The following is a 14618-nucleotide window of genomic DNA, read 5'->3' on the forward strand; positions in this document are numbered from 1 at the left end:
ATACTTTTTTTGGAGAGATATACACTTTTCAAATCGACCAATATGCTAATATAGGAATTGCTTGAAATAGAAGGGAGAAGGGGCTGTGAGGCAGAAACCGATTTATGTAGAAATCGAAATGAAATCTGATCTGGATACACTCTGGGAATATACACAAAACCCATCACTGCATAAGGAATGGGATCTCCGGTTTTCAAATATTACGTATTTGAATAGTCAGCCATGCGAAAAACAGAAGTTTCTTTACGAAACAAGGGTAGGCTTTGGATTAAAGGTGTCAGGTACAGGAGAAACCGTCGGTGTTTTCAACAAATGTTCATCTGAAAGGTCTTCTTCACTGGCTTTTGGCTCTGATCATCCATTATCTCTGATTCGGCATGGAAGCGGCTACTGGAAGTATATACAGAGAGAAAATGGGAAAATGACGTTTTTAACACAGTACCAATACAAAACAGCCTACGGACTGCTGGGAAGATGGATTGATCGTTTATTATTTCGGCCGCTGCTTGGCTGGGCGACTGCCTGGAGCTTTGATGCATTAAGGCTTTGGGTAGAGCAAAATAAACATCCGAAGCGCTTCATTCGATCTGCTATCATCTATGTGTTCATGTGTCTGTTTTTCAGCCTGTTTTGGTTCTATCAAGGCTTTGCAGGTGTTAAGACAAGCATATTGACAGGAACAGCGGAGATAGGCTTAGCTATTTTGTGGCTGCTTCCTTTAAAAAGAAAATGGATCATTCATGGTGTCCAGGCTTGTATTTTTGCTGGGTTTGCTTGTCTAGGTTCCGAAATATTCATGTGGGTTCTATTGAGTGTGTTTTCCGCTGCAAGCGGCGCTCTTAGCCTGCAGCTCCCCAGTGCCAGGCGCACAAAACGAAAGAGAAAGAAGTGACATTGTGAGTTCGATTTATGAAAAATCAATTATTAACTATCATTTGCTGCATCCCAAGCTGCAGAAACGGTACCAATTAGACGGGTCTCATACATTCAGCGGGACGGGAACGATGTCAGAAATAAGCGGAGGCTCTTTTCTGGTTAGAATGCTGTTAAAGCTGGGTGTTTTTTTCAGATGCTTCTTTTCAGAAAGAGGCAAAGACATTCCATTTACAATACAAAATAGAACTTGTCTTTTGAAATCGCAACATACAGGAATAGAATGGAATCGTACATTTTTCTTTAAAGGCAAAAAACGTTTCTTTGATGCGTTAATGATATATGACGAGAAAGAAAATAGAATACTTGATTTCTTCGGCAAACCTCATCTGCTGCTGTCTGTTTTGACGTTCGAGGCATCTCTTGACGGCTCTCTTACGATCACATCGGGAAAGCAATGGCTATTGATATGCGGAAAAAGAATCCCGCTGCCGAAATGGCTGACCGGTACATCCGAAGTTTGCGAAACGTTTGATGAAAAAAAGAATTGTTTCACCATTGAAGTGCATGTGCAAAATACAATTCTTGGCACTCTTTTCTTTTATAAGGGAACGTTTCAGGAGGAAGAGAGAGAATCATGAAACGAAATGGCATAGTCAGTGCGCTTTGTTTTATTGGATTTCTTGCAGCAGAAGCACCGGATATTTCAGTGGCAGAGGCACTCGTTTTGTTATCCATTCTATTTTTCGTGCCGGGAATTTTTCCTTTTGTTTTTCGTCAATCTCCGGTTCGTGCTGCTCAGTTTATGGAAAACGGGCTAATCCAGTGCTATCCTGTAGCCGCATTCTTTGCGGTGCTGGCTCTAGTGACGGAGGTTGGGGGTTTCGCACTTATCTGGTGGATGTACACAGTTTTTAATGCATTGTATGCGATCCTCCGCCTTTGGGAAACAAAGATACATAGAATCGAAGAGACATCAGTTTTGTTCGGTCTTATTTATTTGGCGGGAGGAGGATTTTGGTTTTTTGCTTATGCTGCCCATTTGCAGATCATGCAATTTGGCCCTCTCATCATTTTGCTGACTGCTGTCCACTTTCACTATTCTGCTTTTCTGATCCCGATCTTCAACGGTTTACTCGGCAGAACCATTAGAAAACATCGGATGTTGTACAGTTGGATAACATGGGTGATTTTGCTTTCGCCCCTTCTTATCGCACTGGGCATCACATATTCAAAAACACTTGATGTCATTGCGGTTAGCATTTATATGGCGGCGATTTATCTTCATGCATTTTTGGTGTTCACGGCAGCTTTTCGCACCAAGACGGGGACATTTCTTATTCGGCTTTCTTCCGCTGTTTTAATGATAACGATTGCTTTCTCGATGATTTATTCATTTGGTGTCTTTCGGCAAGAAGTTACATTGACCATCAATCAGATGATTTGGATTCACGGTTTTGTCAACGCGTTTGGTGTTATCTTGCCCGCTCTCATAGGGTGGAGAATAGAGGATGCGAAACCTTTTGATGCAGACAGTGTAAAGACATTCAGCCGTATCTACGGAAAAAGAAAGATTGGAGAAGAATTTTTAGCTAACATTCAAGCTGAAAATAACGCTCGGTACAGCGGACTTGTGGATGATATGGGCAGCCTGCGTTCAAAAGATTTTTCACCAGAAAAACTGGCGCCGCTCATTCTTTCGTTTTATGAACAAACCATCGAATACAATATTAAAGCAAAAGTAACATGGAGCACGTGGTTTCGGCCGCTTGCAATTATTTACGAATGGTTCAGCAGAAGAATCGGCCAAATACATCTTTCGACGAACCCTGACTGGTATAGGATGTACAGCAAGATAAAAGGTGTTCATTCGAAAAAAGACGGAAGGGAAAGAGTACGTGCCTGGATTAGAACAAATGAAAAAAACGAAACCATTTTTACCGCTCTTTATTCAGTGTATCGTTCAAATGGAGAGGGGTATATGAATATTTCTTTACCGCTTCCATTCAGCAGCATGACAGGTATTTTAAAACCATATCATCATCAGGAGAAGCTGGTTTTAACAAGCAGGCGGAGAAAAAGCAGAGCGGGGGATGAGGGGATTTATCTGCAAACAAGAGCGGGAACTTGTCCGCTTCCTTTATCTGAAACCTTTCTGATAGAAGCTGTACATGACAACAAATTAACCGCTGTTCATCATATGTGGCTGTTTGGAATAAAATTTCTAACTGTTCATTACAGCATTACACATATTAACCAGCCTATTGAAAGAACCTAACACAAAGAAGAAGCTTCGTCTGCCAGTTGTAATGAGATGAACTGTTTTAAAATTCTGCACCGCATCAAGACAGGAAAGGAAGGGTTTATGGTGTTTTATATCAGTTTATTTCTGATTCTTTGGCTGGCTGCTGGGTTTGCAGTGGGAATGAAACAAGTGTATGTCGATCAGCTGTTTGATAAAGCTGTGATCGAAAGACTGGAAAAAGAAGCGAATGATCATGGACATGCTGACCGGATGATCAAACAGCGCGTCCTTTATATTGCAGCAGTGACAGTAAGCGGGTTTATTTCTGTTTATTATGAAATGAAAACAATCCCGCAAAGGCGAAACATAAGAAAAATTGAAAAAAACATCATGAAATTAAATCAAGCAAAAAAACGAAGAATGAAGAGAAAATAAAAAGTGCACAGGCCAAAGGGCAGGTGCATTTTTGTTTTGTATGGAAAATGGGGGAGGTGGTGCCAGCTTACTTTTCATAAATTCAAAAATGAGAAGAACAGCGCCCGGGCTAATGGTATATAATATTGTGAATTTAACAAAAATTTAACAAGGAGGACGAGAGAATTCGTGCTAAAGCCTCAAAGAGACCTACATTCTGTTGATTTGGACTTAGAGGCGGAGTAGATGAAACCGGCCAAAGTATCCCTGCTCCGCCGTTTGCTCCATTCCTTGAAGCATGTTGATTGTAACATAGCCAAACGTTTTCCATCAACTATTAAAATTGTAAAATTATTGATGATTTTTATGGTGTTTACTCCGATTTCTTCAATTTATGCTGAAGATGTATATCAGAATTTTGAGGAATTAAAAAACAATGAAGATCCTTCTGATTATGGCGTTGTTACGAAAGAAACCGGAAGCCCTGTTCTTGTTTTAGCTATTCACGGAGGAGGTATTGAAGGCGGGACAAGTGAAGTAGCGAGAGAGCTCAGCAAAGAGTACTCGATGTATTTATTTGAAGGCTTAAAATCGGCAGGAAACTCAGTCCTGCACATTACGAGCACACACTTTGATGAACCTCGGGCCCTTAAAATGACGGGAAATCATGAATATGTCATTTCATTACACGGGTACGCAGAAGAAGATCAGCAGATCGAAGTCGGCGGTACAGATCGCGTAAGAGCGGCAGATTTAGTTGAGAAATTGCAGCATGCCGGTTTTCCTGCTGTATTGCTCAATATGGACCATCCGCATGCGGGCGTTAGTCCGAATAACATTGCAAATAAATCAAAAACAGGTTTAAGTATTCAGATAGAAATGAGCACAGGGTTTCGAAAGTCTTTGTTCGGCATCTTTTCTTTAAAAAGCAGAGCTGTTACTCAAAATGAGAGGTTTTATGAGTTTACAGAAGTGATGTTCCGTTTTCTCAAAAATAGCTACTGAAAAATAGGAGGCGATAAGACAGCCTCCTATTCCTTATGCTTCTCTTTCGTTTCGGGAAACAGCTCGTCCGCGGCTTCCGTTTGATACTGCAACGTGTTATCTCTCGCTGACAGTTCATTTCGGAAATTTTCATCAAGCACATTTTTCAGTAAATACCGATGAAAAAAGTATTCAAAAACAGTAAGACAGGCAGCGGAAAGGAGAGCCGCTCCAAATGGTGAGAAATCGTTTCTTGTTTGGGTTAAAACAAATACCCAAAGAATAACGAATGAAAGGCCAAAGTCAGCCAATGAAGCTGTAATATTGTTTGTTCTGGGTAAGACGAGCATGTCACCAGAAAGATAGGAAACAAAACCTAAGAAAAGTGCAATAAACATCACACTTAAAAAGGATGCGTGATAGACTCTGTCCAAAATCACATATAAAAGGGCGAGAGTGAAAGCAATCTTTGAAGCAAGCGCAATGATATGTTTCATTTGACCACCTAAATTGTTATTTTTTGAAGAAAATTCTTGGGCGTAAACAAATGATAAATAATGCAATTCAAAACCATTCATAATGGTCATGTTACTATTTTAAACAGTCCGTTTTTGTTTACACTGGTATTTTTTTCAGCTGTATGAAACTTTCTTATGAAAAAAGTCGTATATGTGGATGATCAGCTTTCAAGGGGGGAATGATTTGTGGAGATAAAAGGAATCAATCACTTGCTATTTTCAGTTTCGCATTTGGATACATCGATTGATTTTTATCAAAAAGTGTTTGGTGCAAAGCTTTTGGTAAAGGGAAGAACAACTGCATATTTTGATATGAACGGCATCTGGCTAGCGCTTAATGAAGAACCAGACATCCCGAGAAATGACATTAAGCTTTCTTATACCCATATTGCTTTTACAATTGAAGATCATGAATTTGAGGAGATGTCAGCTAAATTAAAAAGACTTCATGTCAATATTCTGCCTGGCAGAGAACGAGATGAACGCGATCGAAAATCAATTTATTTTACCGACCCTGACGGCCACAAATTTGAATTTCATACCGGAACCCTTCAAGACAGGCTTCGATATTACAAACAAGAAAAAACGCATATGCACTTTTATGATGAAACGGCCTTTTGATAGCACAACCATATTTCATATAAGGTTAAATTTAAAGAAGGGTGTTGGTGGAGACTTTATGTTTGGGGAAGGTTTCTACCCGACTTGTTCAACGATGCCATATCTTTTGAACTGCACAAGTGATTGGGTGAAGGTGAAATTGAAATACACATTACATTACATTTTATATGAAGAAAGCGAGCTGTTTTATCAAATGTTGAACTAATTAAACTATGTACTAAATTTTCAGTATATTTCAATTGCTTTGCCCCTTAATAAATATAAAACCGCATCCTTCCACGACCTAAAAAATGAAACGTTTTTAAGAAGATGGCGTCTAATATTCTAAATGTTCATATTTTGATAAAAGTTTCCTAAAGGAAAGAAAATTTCTTGACTTCAACAATCTTTTGGTGGATAATTATGGTGTAAACATGATGTTCTTTTTCCTCCTATTCGGGCTCGCACCCAAAAGTCAGGGCGAGCCTGCTTTTTTTGAACAACAAACCCCCTCTCCGTAAAGGAAGAGGGGGTTATTTTATGCATCTGATAGATCAATAGATTAATGGACGGTTCTGAACACGCCAATCACTTTCCCTAGAATGCTGACATTCTGCAAAATGATAGGTTCCATCGTTGGGTTCTCAGGCTGCAAGCGAATGTGGGTATCCTCTTTATAGAATCGTTTTACAGTTGCTTCATCATCTTCTGTCATCGCAACTACAATTTCCCCATTGTTCGCTGTGTTTTGCTGTTTAACGATGACATAGTCCTTATCGAGAATACCAGCATCTATCATACTGTCTCCCATAATCTCCAGCATAAATACATGCTCGTCTGGAGGAACCATGCGGTCAGGGAGCGGAAAATATTCTTCAATATTTTCTACTGCTGTAATAGGAGATCCCGCCGTGACTTTCCCGATGACCGGTACATTAACGACCTGGCTTTGCGGAATGTCTACTTCTTCATCAAGAATTTCTATTGCTCTTGGTTTTGTCGGATCTCGTCTGATCAGCCCTTTTGTTTCCAAACGGGCCAAATGGCCGTGGACAGTAGAACTGGACGCAAGCCCGACAGCCTCTCCGATCTCTCTCACGGAAGGCGGATATCCTTTTGATTTAACCTCTGCTTTAATAAAACGGAGGATATCAAGTTGCCTTTTTGATAGCTTCGTCATTTTTCGCACCTCAAAACGTCGATTTTAAGAAGATTATAGCATGATTTTCCTTACAGTACAAACATAGGTTCGAAAAAACAATTGACAGAAACGTTTGTTCGTATATACTGAAATTATAAAAATGCGAACAAACATTCCTGTTGGAGGTTATGATCATGAGTAAAGAATCTATTATTTTTGTCGGTCTGTTTACAGTGATTTTGAGCGCGGTTATCCTTATGCTGTCATATACAAGCAGCGGCCAAGAGCTTAATCAGTATGTTAAAATAGAAGTCCAGCAAGGCGACACACTCTGGTCAATTGCTGATCAGGTAGCCGATACAAAAAAGATAAACAAAAATGATTTTATTGAATGGGTAGCTGATAAAAATCAACTTCAAACCTCTGATATCCAGCCGGGTGATGAGTTAGTGATCCCATTGAAAAAGAAGCATCAGGATGCATATGAATTAGCAACTGTAAGATAGAGAGGAAAGAGAGATAAAATGAAAGCACTCATTTATGCCCGTGTAAGCACAAATAAAGAACAGCAGGAAACGTCATTAAAGCGGCAGGAGGAGGAGCTTACGGCCATTGCAGCGGAGAACGGCATGGAAGTGGTCAAAGTGATTTCAGAAAAAGCCAGCGGATATGAAATGGATCGGGATGGTGTATTTGAGCTGCTCGATGAGATTAAGAACGCTGATATTGATGTCATTTTGGTTCAGGATGAGACAAGGCTCGGACGGGGAAACGCAAAAATCGCACTGCTTCATTGTATTTATAGAGAAGGTGTGAAAGTCTATACAACGGCTCATAGAGGTGAACTGGAGTTATCGGAGGCTGACTCAATGGTCTTGGAAATCGTCAGCATTGTGGAAGAGTATCAGCGAAAGATTCACAACATGAAAATCAGACGGGGAATGAAACGTGCAGTAAAAAACGGTTTTAAACCGCAAAAAAACTTAAAAAACCAACATGGGAACAGTGGAAAAGAAAAAATAGAGGTGCCAATCTCAGAGATCGTCCGCCTGAGAGCGAATAAACTGACGTTTGCTGAAATCGCGGCTACCCTAAGAGGGTTTGGCTATGATGTCTCTAAAGCAACCGTTCACCGGCGTTTTCAGGAATACATAGAGAATGAAGAGACTGCAGAGTGAATCAGTTGTAAAACTTTTTTTGATCTAGTACTATATAGACAAAATGCAATAAAGGAGTTTAACATGATTTCAAACGCGAAAATTGCCAGAATTAATGAACTTGCTGCCAAAGCTAAAGCTGGCGTTATTACAGAAGAAGAAAAAGCCGAACAGCAAAAGCTCCGTCAAGAGTACTTGAAAGGTTTTCGTTCTTCTATGAAGAACACGTTAAAAAGTGTGAAAATCATTGACCCAGAAGGCAATGATGTTACACCAGAAAAGCTAAAAAGAGAACAAAGAAATAACAAACTTCACTAATATAAGAGGAATACGGCAATATCGTATTCCTCTTTTGCATATACTATAATCAAAACTCTTATGTGACAAAATTCAACAAGTTTCTCTCAAATTTAAGCTGAAACAGTTGAGAAAAAGTCGTCAGACATTTATGATGTAAGGGTACAACACATAAGGAAGGGGATTTTTATGGATACAATTGAAAAGAAATCAGTTGCTACCATTCGCACACTGTCAATAGACGCTATTGAAAAAGCAAATTCTGGTCACCCAGGGATGCCGATGGGAGCCGCTCCAATGGCATACACGCTGTGGACAAAATTTATGAACGTAAGTCCGGCAAACCCTGGCTGGTTTAACCGTGACCGTTTTGTTTTATCTGCTGGACACGGGTCAGCACTATTATACAGCATGCTTCATTTAAGCGGGTTTGATCTTAGTATTGAAGATCTTAAGGGATTCCGCCAGTGGGGCAGCAAAACACCAGGACATCCGGAATTCGGACATACTGCCGGTGTTGATGCTACAACAGGTCCGCTTGGCCAAGGAATTGCCATGGCAGTCGGTATGGCAATTGCTGAACGCCATTTAGCGGAAACATACAACCGCGATTCATTTAACGTAGTCGATCATTATACATACAGTATTTGCGGTGATGGTGATTTAATGGAAGGTATTTCTTCTGAAGCCGCTTCACTCGCAGGCCATCTTCAGCTTGGCCGTCTGATCGTACTATACGATTCTAATGACATCTCTCTTGATGGAGACCTCGACCGTTCATTCTCTGAAAACGTGAAACAGCGTTTTGAAGCAATGAATTGGGAAGTTCTTTATGTTGAGGATGGAAACAATATTGAAGAATTAACAGCGGCTATCGAAAAAGCACGCCAAAATGAAAAGAAACCTACATTAATTGAAGTGAAAACGACAATCGGATTCGGTTCACCTAACCGTGCCGGTACATCCGGTGTTCACGGTGCGCCGCTTGGTAAAGAAGAAAGCAAATTAACAAAAGAAGCTTACGCGTGGACATATGAAGAAGACTTCTACGTTCCGTCAGAAGTTTATGAGCATTTCGCTGCAGCTGTTAAAGAATCAGGTGAGAAAAAAGAACAAGAATGGAATGCTCAATTCGCTAAATATAAAGAAGTTTATCCTGAACTTGCTGAACAGCTTGAACTGGCAATCAAAGGAGAGCTTCCGAAGGACTGGGATCAAGAGGTTCCTGTGTATGAAAAAGGAAGCAGTTTGGCATCCCGTGCATCTTCCGGTGAAGTTCTCAACGGACTTGCGAAAAAAATTCCTTTCTTTGTCGGAGGTTCTGCTGACCTAGCGGGATCGAACAAAACGACTATTAAAAATGCCGGTGATTTTACAGCGGTTGATTACTCAGGCAAAAACTTCTGGTTTGGTGTACGTGAATTTGCGATGGGTGCGGCCTTAAACGGTATGGCGCTTCATGGCGGTCTTCGTGTATTCGGCGGAACTTTCTTTGTCTTCTCTGATTACCTGCGTCCTGCGATTCGCCTTGCAGCGTTAATGGGCCTTCCTGTGACATATGTCTTCACACATGACAGTATTGCGGTTGGTGAAGACGGTCCGACGCACGAGCCTGTTGAACAGCTTGCTTCACTCCGTGCGATGCCTAACCTTTCTTTGATCCGTCCAGCAGACGGCAATGAGACAGCAGCAGCATGGAAGCTTGCAGTGCAAAGCACTGACCACCCAACAGCGCTAGTGCTTACACGTCAAAACCTTCCTACCATCGATCAAACATCTGAAGAAGCATTGGCAGGAGTAGAAAAAGGTGCATATGTCGTTTCTAAATCTAAAAACGAAACACCTGACGCTCTTCTCATCGCTTCCGGATCAGAGGTAGGTCTTGCAATTGAAGCGCAGGCTGAATTGGCAAAAGAAAATATCGATGTTTCTGTTGTCAGCATGCCTTCAATGGACCGTTTTGAGAAACAATCTGATGAATACAAAAACGAAGTCCTTCCTGCAGATGTGAAAAAACGTCTTGCAATTGAAATGGGCTCATCATTTGGATGGGGCAAATACACGGGGCTTGAAGGTGACGTTCTCGGCATAGACCGATTCGGTGCATCTGCTCCTGGTGAAACCATCATTAACGAATACGGCTTCTCAGTTCCGAACGTAGTGAATCGAGTTAAGGCATTAATCAATAAGTAAGCTTTTGAAAGAGGATGAGTCAAATCATCCTCTTTTTCTTGTTTATCCGACAAAAATAGTATTGGCTGTTTAACAGTAATAGACAATTCTTTCTTTTCTTCTTTTGTATAATAGAGAGCAAATGAAATGCTGCTGGAAAAGGGGATGAAAAGATGGAACGTCACTACTATACGTACCTGATCAAAGAGGAATTTGCCAATCACTATTTCGGCCGGGAATCGGTTATGTTTGAGCTGTTTCAAGACTATCATTGGACAAGCCTTGAAAAGCAGCAGTATGAAATGACAGAGAAACAGATTCAATATATTACACAACCAATCCCGATTTTACATATGCATCAGCGGTTAAAAATGAATTTAAACAAGACGGATTACAGGCAGCTGGATTATATTTATAGAATAGCTTTGCCGAAAGCAAAAGGCCACGCGACGTTTATGATGAAGGAGCACATGATAGAAATTGTGGCTTCGGGAGATTACGAGGCAGAAACGATATTCTTTGAAGTGTTAAGAAAAGTAAGCCCTTGCTTTTTAGCAATGGATTTCAATTCGAAGCGTTACGGATGGCTAAATCCGGTGAAAGAAAGAAATTTTGTCTAAAACCGAAGAAAAAGAGATGTAAATGTTGTATAATAGCTTTTGGTTTAGTACACTTTAAACTAGACAACATGAAGGAGGAAATAAAATGACTTTATGGGTTGGCATCCTAGTGGGCGTTGTTGCATTGCTCATAGGTGTTGCACTCGGGTTTTTTATTGCTCGTAAATATATGATGAGCTACCTGAAAAAGAATCCGCCTATTAATGAACAAATGTTACGCATGATGATGATGCAAATGGGAATGAAACCTTCTCAAAAGAAAATCAATCAAATGATGAAAGCCATGAATAATCAAACGAAATAATACGTAAAGATTATGATATAGAGAAACATGGTTATAAAATAAAAAACCCTTATACGGGTTTTTTATTTTGCAATCATTCATCACCCGCTACTGCTCGAAGGCGCTGCTTTTGATATTGTATGAGAAGATGGTCAAGCTCCTGACTGAGCTCTATCGTAATATGAGATGTCATTCCGTTCGCCATGACAATTTGCAGCAGCTCTGCTCTTTTTTTTTCAATTTCTTTTAATAGATGCTCTCTAATCACAGGGATGTATCCTTTCATACATTAGATCTTCAAAGTGAATGTTTATATTATATCCATATTTATACTAATTTTCAAATGAGAAGGAGTATAATGTCTCAATGTCAAATTAAATTATATAAGTTTTTTCTGAAAATAGAAATCCTTCAAGTGAAAGTGTTAAAAAAATGAAATGATTTTGTCATAACTTGAAGGAATGTCAAATCATGAAGGGATGATGACATGGGAGACGTGAATTATTTTTTGACATTCGGAGCGGGGTTTTTATCCTTTATTTCGCCTTGCTGCCTGCCGCTTTACCCAGCTTTTTTGTCATATATTACAGGGGTCAGCATGGACGATGTAAAAACTGAAAAGCTGCTGCTGCAGAAAAGAAGCTTGTTTCATACTTTGTGTTTTTTGCTTGGCTTTTCAGTCATTTTTATTGCTTTAGGCTATGGAACATCTTTTATTGGCAGCCTGTTTAGGGATTATCACGATGCGATTCGGCAAATTGGCGCGTTGCTTATTATTTTGTTCGGTTTCATTACACTCGGTGTGTTCCGGCCTGAGGCTATGATGAAAGAGCGGAGAATCCATTTTAAGCATAAACCAAGCGGGTTTTTAGGGTCGGTCTTAATCGGAATGGCATTTGCAGCTGGATGGACACCATGTACCGGTCCGATATTAGCTGCTGTTATCACACTTGCAGGCACCAATCCGGGCTCAGCGGTGCCATACATGATGTTATATGTACTCGGTTTTGCGGTACCGTTTCTTTTATTGTCTTTTTTTATCACAAAGCTGAAGTGGATAAGGAAGAACCAGCTTTTCATTATGAAAGCTGGTGGCGTTTTGATGATTGTGATTGGTGTGCTGTTATTCTTTAATTGGATGAGCCTGATCATTATTTTGCTGTCAGATCTTTTTGGAGGCTTTACTGGTTTTTGACGGTAAATTACTTTCGTACTACTACTAATCCTTTTGTTTTTGGTACAATAAGACTATTATCTGTGGAAATCGATTGTTGGAGGGGAATATGACAAGAGTTTTAGTTGTAGACGACGCCAAGTTCATGAGAGTGAAAATCAGAGAGATCTTGGAAGAGGCAAATTACATAATCGCAGGCGAAGCGGCGGACGGTGAACAAGCAGCTGACCTGTATAAAAAACTGCGCCCGGACCTTGTGACAATGGATATTACAATGCCGGTGAAAAACGGCATAAAAGCGCTTCGTGATATCTTAACCTTTGATCCTAAAGCGAAGGTCATCATGTGCACCGCCATGCGCCAGCAAAGAATTGTAACGGAAGCAATTGAGCTGGGGGCAAAGGATTTTATTGTTAAGCCGTTTGAGGAAACAAAAGTGCTGGAAGCTGTAAGCCGCGTTATGGGACATTAAAGTCATTTCTTTTCAAAATGGTTTTTTTTATTGTTTTGGAGTATAGTATATAGTATCAACACTCCGAGAAACAAAGGAATGATAAGTATGATGATTATAGTTTCATCAATTATTGCTGTGTTAATGGCTGTAGCTGTGATGGTGGTCAGAATAAAGTCCTCTGACAAGCCTGTTTCACCAAAAAAAATCATTCTTCCGCCGATTTTTATGAGTACGGGAGCGTTAATGTTTTTATTTCCGGTATTTTGGGTAACTGGAGCAGAGTTTTTGGAAGCATTCACTTTAGGTGTGATTTTCTCTATTTTTCTAATCAAAACTTCTAAGTTCGAAATTAAAAATAATGAAATTTACATGAAACGCTCTAAAGCATTTGTTTTTATATTAGTCGGTCTTTTGGTGATCAGAATCGTGATGAAATCGATCTTGAGCACATCAATTGATTATGGTGCACTGAGCGGAATGTTTTGGATTCTGGCTTTCGGTATGATTGTGCCTTGGAGAATCGCCATGTATTTATCATATCGAAAACTTCATAACGAGCTGCAGTCATCTAATATTCAAATGAATTAAAAAACCTTTCCTCTTGTCAGGAAAGGTTTTTTATTTGAGAAGGGTCTGATAAGGTTCCAAATCGATTTTTTTGTCCCGCAGATGCCTTTTTAAGAAGGTATGGTCTCTTTTAGGAGTTGCGAGAATATAGCCTTTGATCATAAGTTGCTGATCAATCTTTGCTACCTTTTCTTTTAATGCAAGCTCACCGATTTTGCCTGCGATTTTAGCTTTTGCTGCATCTCTGAACAGCTCTGGCACGGGCGCAGTCAATTCATCTAGAAACTGTTTGTTTTCATCGTTCCATAAATGTCTGCTGTTTTCAATATAGTAATCCTGCCAATCAAGCTCTGATCTGCCGTCCTCTTTTGGTAAACGCTTTAAAAACTTTCGAAACATGAAAAAACCGCCGATTGATAATAAGACTACCATCATGATTACCCAAAACAGAATAAACCATAAAAACCATCCTTCCAGCATCAATCATTCCCCCTTATTCTAACCATATTGTATACGAAGAGAGATTAGAAGAACACAGTAAAAAAAGAATAGAAAAAAGTGATAGACGTCTAGTCAAAAGAGATAGTAGATCATATTCTATTGTATAGTGAATCTGCTATTTGGCCATGGGAGAGTCACTAGAGGGTATTTGACGATAAATGGACGGAAAAAAAGTCACTTTCATAATAGGGGATGAAAGTGACTTTTTATGTTTAGCTGAGAGGAAATTGAAGAGAAAAAGAAGAGCCATCTTCTGTTTCTTTATTGACGGCGACTGTGAGTATTTGATTTTCGCATTCGACTTGAATGTTTTTGTCATTAAAATAAAAAGGAAGCATCATTTGTTTTTCAAAAGTCTGTCCTGACGATTTGACAGTTAAGATGAACTCGCATCCAGAAAGGGTAACTGTTACTTGTGTAGGCTGTAAAAAAGTCAGATCCGCTTCTATAATATACTGCTGACTTGTTTCATATAAATCAATAGGCAATGTTTCGTCGTACCAGGCGAAGGGGTCTTCAAAAAATTGCCGAAGCCATTCATCCATACTATCGAAATCATTCGCATCGTTGCGTTTTGAATGGTTCATGGAAGCATTCCTCCACATATCAACCTTGCTT

21 protein-coding genes are annotated in these 14618 nt (G+C 39.8%); 16 read left to right on the top strand and 5 right to left on the bottom strand.

What is annotated here, in order from left to right:
• Window positions 1–85: 85 nt before the first annotated feature.
• The 5 genes from MHB62_RS09465 to pghL all read left to right on the top strand — a co-directional run bounded on the left by MHB62_RS09465 (window position 86) and on the right by pghL (window position 4537).
• On the top strand, window positions 86–892 hold the full coding sequence (locus tag MHB62_RS09465) for a hypothetical protein (protein WP_003231618.1): 807 nt from the start codon (window positions 86–88) through the stop codon (window positions 890–892).
• A gap of 4 nt (window positions 893–896) precedes the next feature.
• The gene (locus tag MHB62_RS09470) at window positions 897–1514 is read left to right on the top strand and encodes a DUF4166 domain-containing protein (RefSeq protein ID WP_003244960.1); all 618 of its coding nucleotides are present in this window, start codon (window positions 897–899) and stop codon (window positions 1512–1514) included.
• A complete protein-coding gene (locus tag MHB62_RS09475; RefSeq protein ID WP_003231612.1) occupies window positions 1511–3151 on the top strand; it encodes a YndJ family protein in 1641 nt (546 codons plus the stop codon). Before MHB62_RS09470 ends, MHB62_RS09475 begins: the two co-directional genes overlap by 4 nt.
• An 87-nt stretch (window positions 3152–3238) precedes the next feature.
• Window positions 3239–3553, top strand: a complete 315-nt coding sequence (locus MHB62_RS09480; protein ID WP_003245621.1) for a hypothetical protein — start codon at window positions 3239–3241, stop codon at window positions 3551–3553.
• A 225-nt stretch (window positions 3554–3778) separates the two neighbouring features.
• A complete protein-coding gene (pghL, locus tag MHB62_RS09485) occupies window positions 3779–4537 on the top strand; it encodes a gamma-polyglutamate hydrolase PghL (protein WP_003245793.1) in 759 nt (252 codons plus the stop codon).
• A gap of 26 nt (window positions 4538–4563) precedes the next feature.
• Here pghL and MHB62_RS09490 read toward each other — a convergent pair whose 3' ends face one another.
• Window positions 4564–5013 carry a YndM family protein gene (locus MHB62_RS09490; protein WP_003245454.1) on the bottom strand — a complete coding sequence of 150 codons (450 nt, stop codon included), beginning with the start codon at window positions 5011–5013 and terminating at the stop codon, window positions 4564–4566.
• Between the two features lie 207 nt (window positions 5014–5220).
• On the opposite strand from MHB62_RS09490, the gene fosM reads away from it, so the two are divergent.
• Window positions 5221–5655, top strand: a complete 435-nt coding sequence (gene fosM / locus MHB62_RS09495) for a FosM family fosfomycin resistance protein (protein ID WP_003231604.1) — start codon at window positions 5221–5223, stop codon at window positions 5653–5655.
• Window positions 5564–5860, top strand: a complete 297-nt coding sequence (locus MHB62_RS09500; RefSeq protein WP_223257629.1) for a hypothetical protein — start codon at window positions 5564–5566, stop codon at window positions 5858–5860. The genes fosM and MHB62_RS09500 overlap by 92 nt, the downstream gene beginning before the upstream one ends.
• Window positions 5861–6196: 336 nt before the next feature.
• Here the strand turns inward: MHB62_RS09500 and lexA are convergent, their stop codons facing one another.
• Window positions 6197–6814: a transcriptional repressor LexA gene (lexA, locus tag MHB62_RS09505; RefSeq protein WP_003238209.1), complete on the bottom strand. Its 618-nt coding sequence runs from the start codon at window positions 6812–6814 to the stop codon at window positions 6197–6199.
• A gap of 149 nt (window positions 6815–6963) precedes the next feature.
• On the opposite strand from lexA, the gene yneA reads away from it, so the two are divergent.
• From yneA to MHB62_RS09535, 6 genes are all read left to right on the top strand, one after another.
• A complete protein-coding gene (gene yneA, locus MHB62_RS09510) occupies window positions 6964–7281 on the top strand; it encodes a cell division suppressor protein YneA (protein ID WP_003231598.1) in 318 nt (105 codons plus the stop codon).
• An 18-nt stretch (window positions 7282–7299) separates the two neighbouring features.
• Window positions 7300–7953, top strand: a complete 654-nt coding sequence (locus MHB62_RS09515) for a recombinase family protein (RefSeq protein WP_003231596.1) — start codon at window positions 7300–7302, stop codon at window positions 7951–7953.
• A gap of 63 nt (window positions 7954–8016) precedes the next feature.
• A complete protein-coding gene (locus tag MHB62_RS09520) occupies window positions 8017–8250 on the top strand; it encodes a DUF896 domain-containing protein (RefSeq protein ID WP_003231595.1) in 234 nt (77 codons plus the stop codon).
• A gap of 168 nt (window positions 8251–8418) precedes the next feature.
• Entirely contained in the window at window positions 8419–10422 is a 2004-nt protein-coding gene (gene tkt, locus MHB62_RS09525; RefSeq protein ID WP_003231593.1) for a transketolase, read from the top strand.
• A gap of 152 nt (window positions 10423–10574) precedes the next feature.
• Window positions 10575–11021, top strand: coding sequence for a sporulation inhibitor of replication protein SirA (gene sirA, locus MHB62_RS09530; RefSeq protein ID WP_003231591.1), 447 nt, complete (start codon window positions 10575–10577; stop codon window positions 11019–11021).
• A gap of 85 nt (window positions 11022–11106) precedes the next feature.
• Window positions 11107–11325: a YneF family protein gene (locus MHB62_RS09535; RefSeq protein WP_003221221.1), complete on the top strand. Its 219-nt coding sequence runs from the start codon at window positions 11107–11109 to the stop codon at window positions 11323–11325.
• 73 nt (window positions 11326–11398) lie between these two features.
• Here the strand turns inward: MHB62_RS09535 and ynzD are convergent, their stop codons facing one another.
• A complete protein-coding gene (ynzD, locus tag MHB62_RS09540; protein WP_010886518.1) occupies window positions 11399–11572 on the bottom strand; it encodes an aspartyl-phosphate phosphatase YnzD in 174 nt (57 codons plus the stop codon).
• A gap of 219 nt (window positions 11573–11791) precedes the next feature.
• On the opposite strand from ynzD, the gene ccdA reads away from it, so the two are divergent.
• The 3 genes from ccdA to MHB62_RS09555 all read left to right on the top strand — a co-directional run bounded on the left by ccdA (window position 11792) and on the right by MHB62_RS09555 (window position 13520).
• Entirely contained in the window at window positions 11792–12499 is a 708-nt protein-coding gene (ccdA, locus tag MHB62_RS09545; RefSeq protein ID WP_003231585.1) for a cytochrome c-type biogenesis protein CcdA, read from the top strand.
• An 88-nt stretch (window positions 12500–12587) separates the two neighbouring features.
• Complete coding sequence (locus MHB62_RS09550) at window positions 12588–12950, top strand: response regulator (RefSeq protein ID WP_003245707.1); 363 nt, start codon at window positions 12588–12590, stop codon at window positions 12948–12950.
• A gap of 78 nt (window positions 12951–13028) precedes the next feature.
• Window positions 13029–13520 (top strand): CcdC family protein, encoded by a 492-nt coding sequence (locus tag MHB62_RS09555; RefSeq protein ID WP_010886519.1) that lies wholly within the window; start codon window positions 13029–13031, stop codon window positions 13518–13520.
• Window positions 13521–13550: 30 nt separating this feature from the next.
• On the opposite strand, the gene yneK is transcribed toward MHB62_RS09555, so the two are convergent.
• Both yneK and cotM read right to left on the bottom strand, forming a co-directional pair.
• Window positions 13551–13979, bottom strand: coding sequence for a DynA interaction protein YneK (yneK, locus tag MHB62_RS09560; RefSeq protein ID WP_003231580.1), 429 nt, complete (start codon window positions 13977–13979; stop codon window positions 13551–13553).
• A gap of 233 nt (window positions 13980–14212) precedes the next feature.
• The gene (gene cotM, locus MHB62_RS09565) at window positions 14213–14605 is read right to left on the bottom strand and encodes an outer spore coat protein CotM (protein ID WP_010886520.1); all 393 of its coding nucleotides are present in this window, start codon (window positions 14603–14605) and stop codon (window positions 14213–14215) included.
• Between the last annotated feature and the right edge of the window lie 13 nt (window positions 14606–14618).

This window comes from Bacillus sp. FSL K6-0255, from assembly GCF_045040725.1.
Classification (GTDB): domain Bacteria; phylum Bacillota; class Bacilli; order Bacillales; family Bacillaceae; genus Bacillus; species Bacillus subtilis.

Bases quoted from the DNA above. Each gene is read 5' to 3' on its own strand.
- MHB62_RS09475 (WP_003231612.1), top strand. From the start codon at position 1,511: ATGAAACGAAATGGCATAGTCAGTGCGCTTTGTTTTATTGGATTTCTT.
- MHB62_RS09480 (WP_003245621.1), top strand. From the start codon at position 3,239: ATGGTGTTTTATATCAGTTTATTTCTGATTCTTTGGCTGGCTGCTGGG.
- pghL (WP_003245793.1), top strand. From the start codon at position 3,779: ATGAAACCGGCCAAAGTATCCCTGCTCCGCCGTTTGCTCCATTCCTTG.
- MHB62_RS09490 (WP_003245454.1), bottom strand. From the start codon at position 5,013: ATGAAACATATCATTGCGCTTGCTTCAAAGATTGCTTTCACTCTCGCC.
- lexA (WP_003238209.1), bottom strand. From the start codon at position 6,814: ATGACGAAGCTATCAAAAAGGCAACTTGATATCCTCCGTTTTATTAAA.
- yneA (WP_003231598.1), top strand. From the start codon at position 6,964: ATGATCATGAGTAAAGAATCTATTATTTTTGTCGGTCTGTTTACAGTG.
- MHB62_RS09515 (WP_003231596.1), top strand. From the start codon at position 7,300: ATGAAAGCACTCATTTATGCCCGTGTAAGCACAAATAAAGAACAGCAG.
- MHB62_RS09520 (WP_003231595.1), top strand. From the start codon at position 8,017: ATGATTTCAAACGCGAAAATTGCCAGAATTAATGAACTTGCTGCCAAA.
- tkt (WP_003231593.1), top strand. From the start codon at position 8,419: ATGGATACAATTGAAAAGAAATCAGTTGCTACCATTCGCACACTGTCA.
- sirA (WP_003231591.1), top strand. From the start codon at position 10,575: ATGGAACGTCACTACTATACGTACCTGATCAAAGAGGAATTTGCCAAT.
- MHB62_RS09535 (WP_003221221.1), top strand. From the start codon at position 11,107: ATGACTTTATGGGTTGGCATCCTAGTGGGCGTTGTTGCATTGCTCATA.
- ccdA (WP_003231585.1), top strand. From the start codon at position 11,792: ATGGGAGACGTGAATTATTTTTTGACATTCGGAGCGGGGTTTTTATCC.
- MHB62_RS09550 (WP_003245707.1), top strand. From the start codon at position 12,588: ATGACAAGAGTTTTAGTTGTAGACGACGCCAAGTTCATGAGAGTGAAA.
- MHB62_RS09555 (WP_010886519.1), top strand. From the start codon at position 13,029: ATGATAAGTATGATGATTATAGTTTCATCAATTATTGCTGTGTTAATG.
- yneK (WP_003231580.1), bottom strand. From the start codon at position 13,979: ATGCTGGAAGGATGGTTTTTATGGTTTATTCTGTTTTGGGTAATCATG.
- cotM (WP_010886520.1), bottom strand. From the start codon at position 14,605: ATGTGGAGGAATGCTTCCATGAACCATTCAAAACGCAACGATGCGAAT.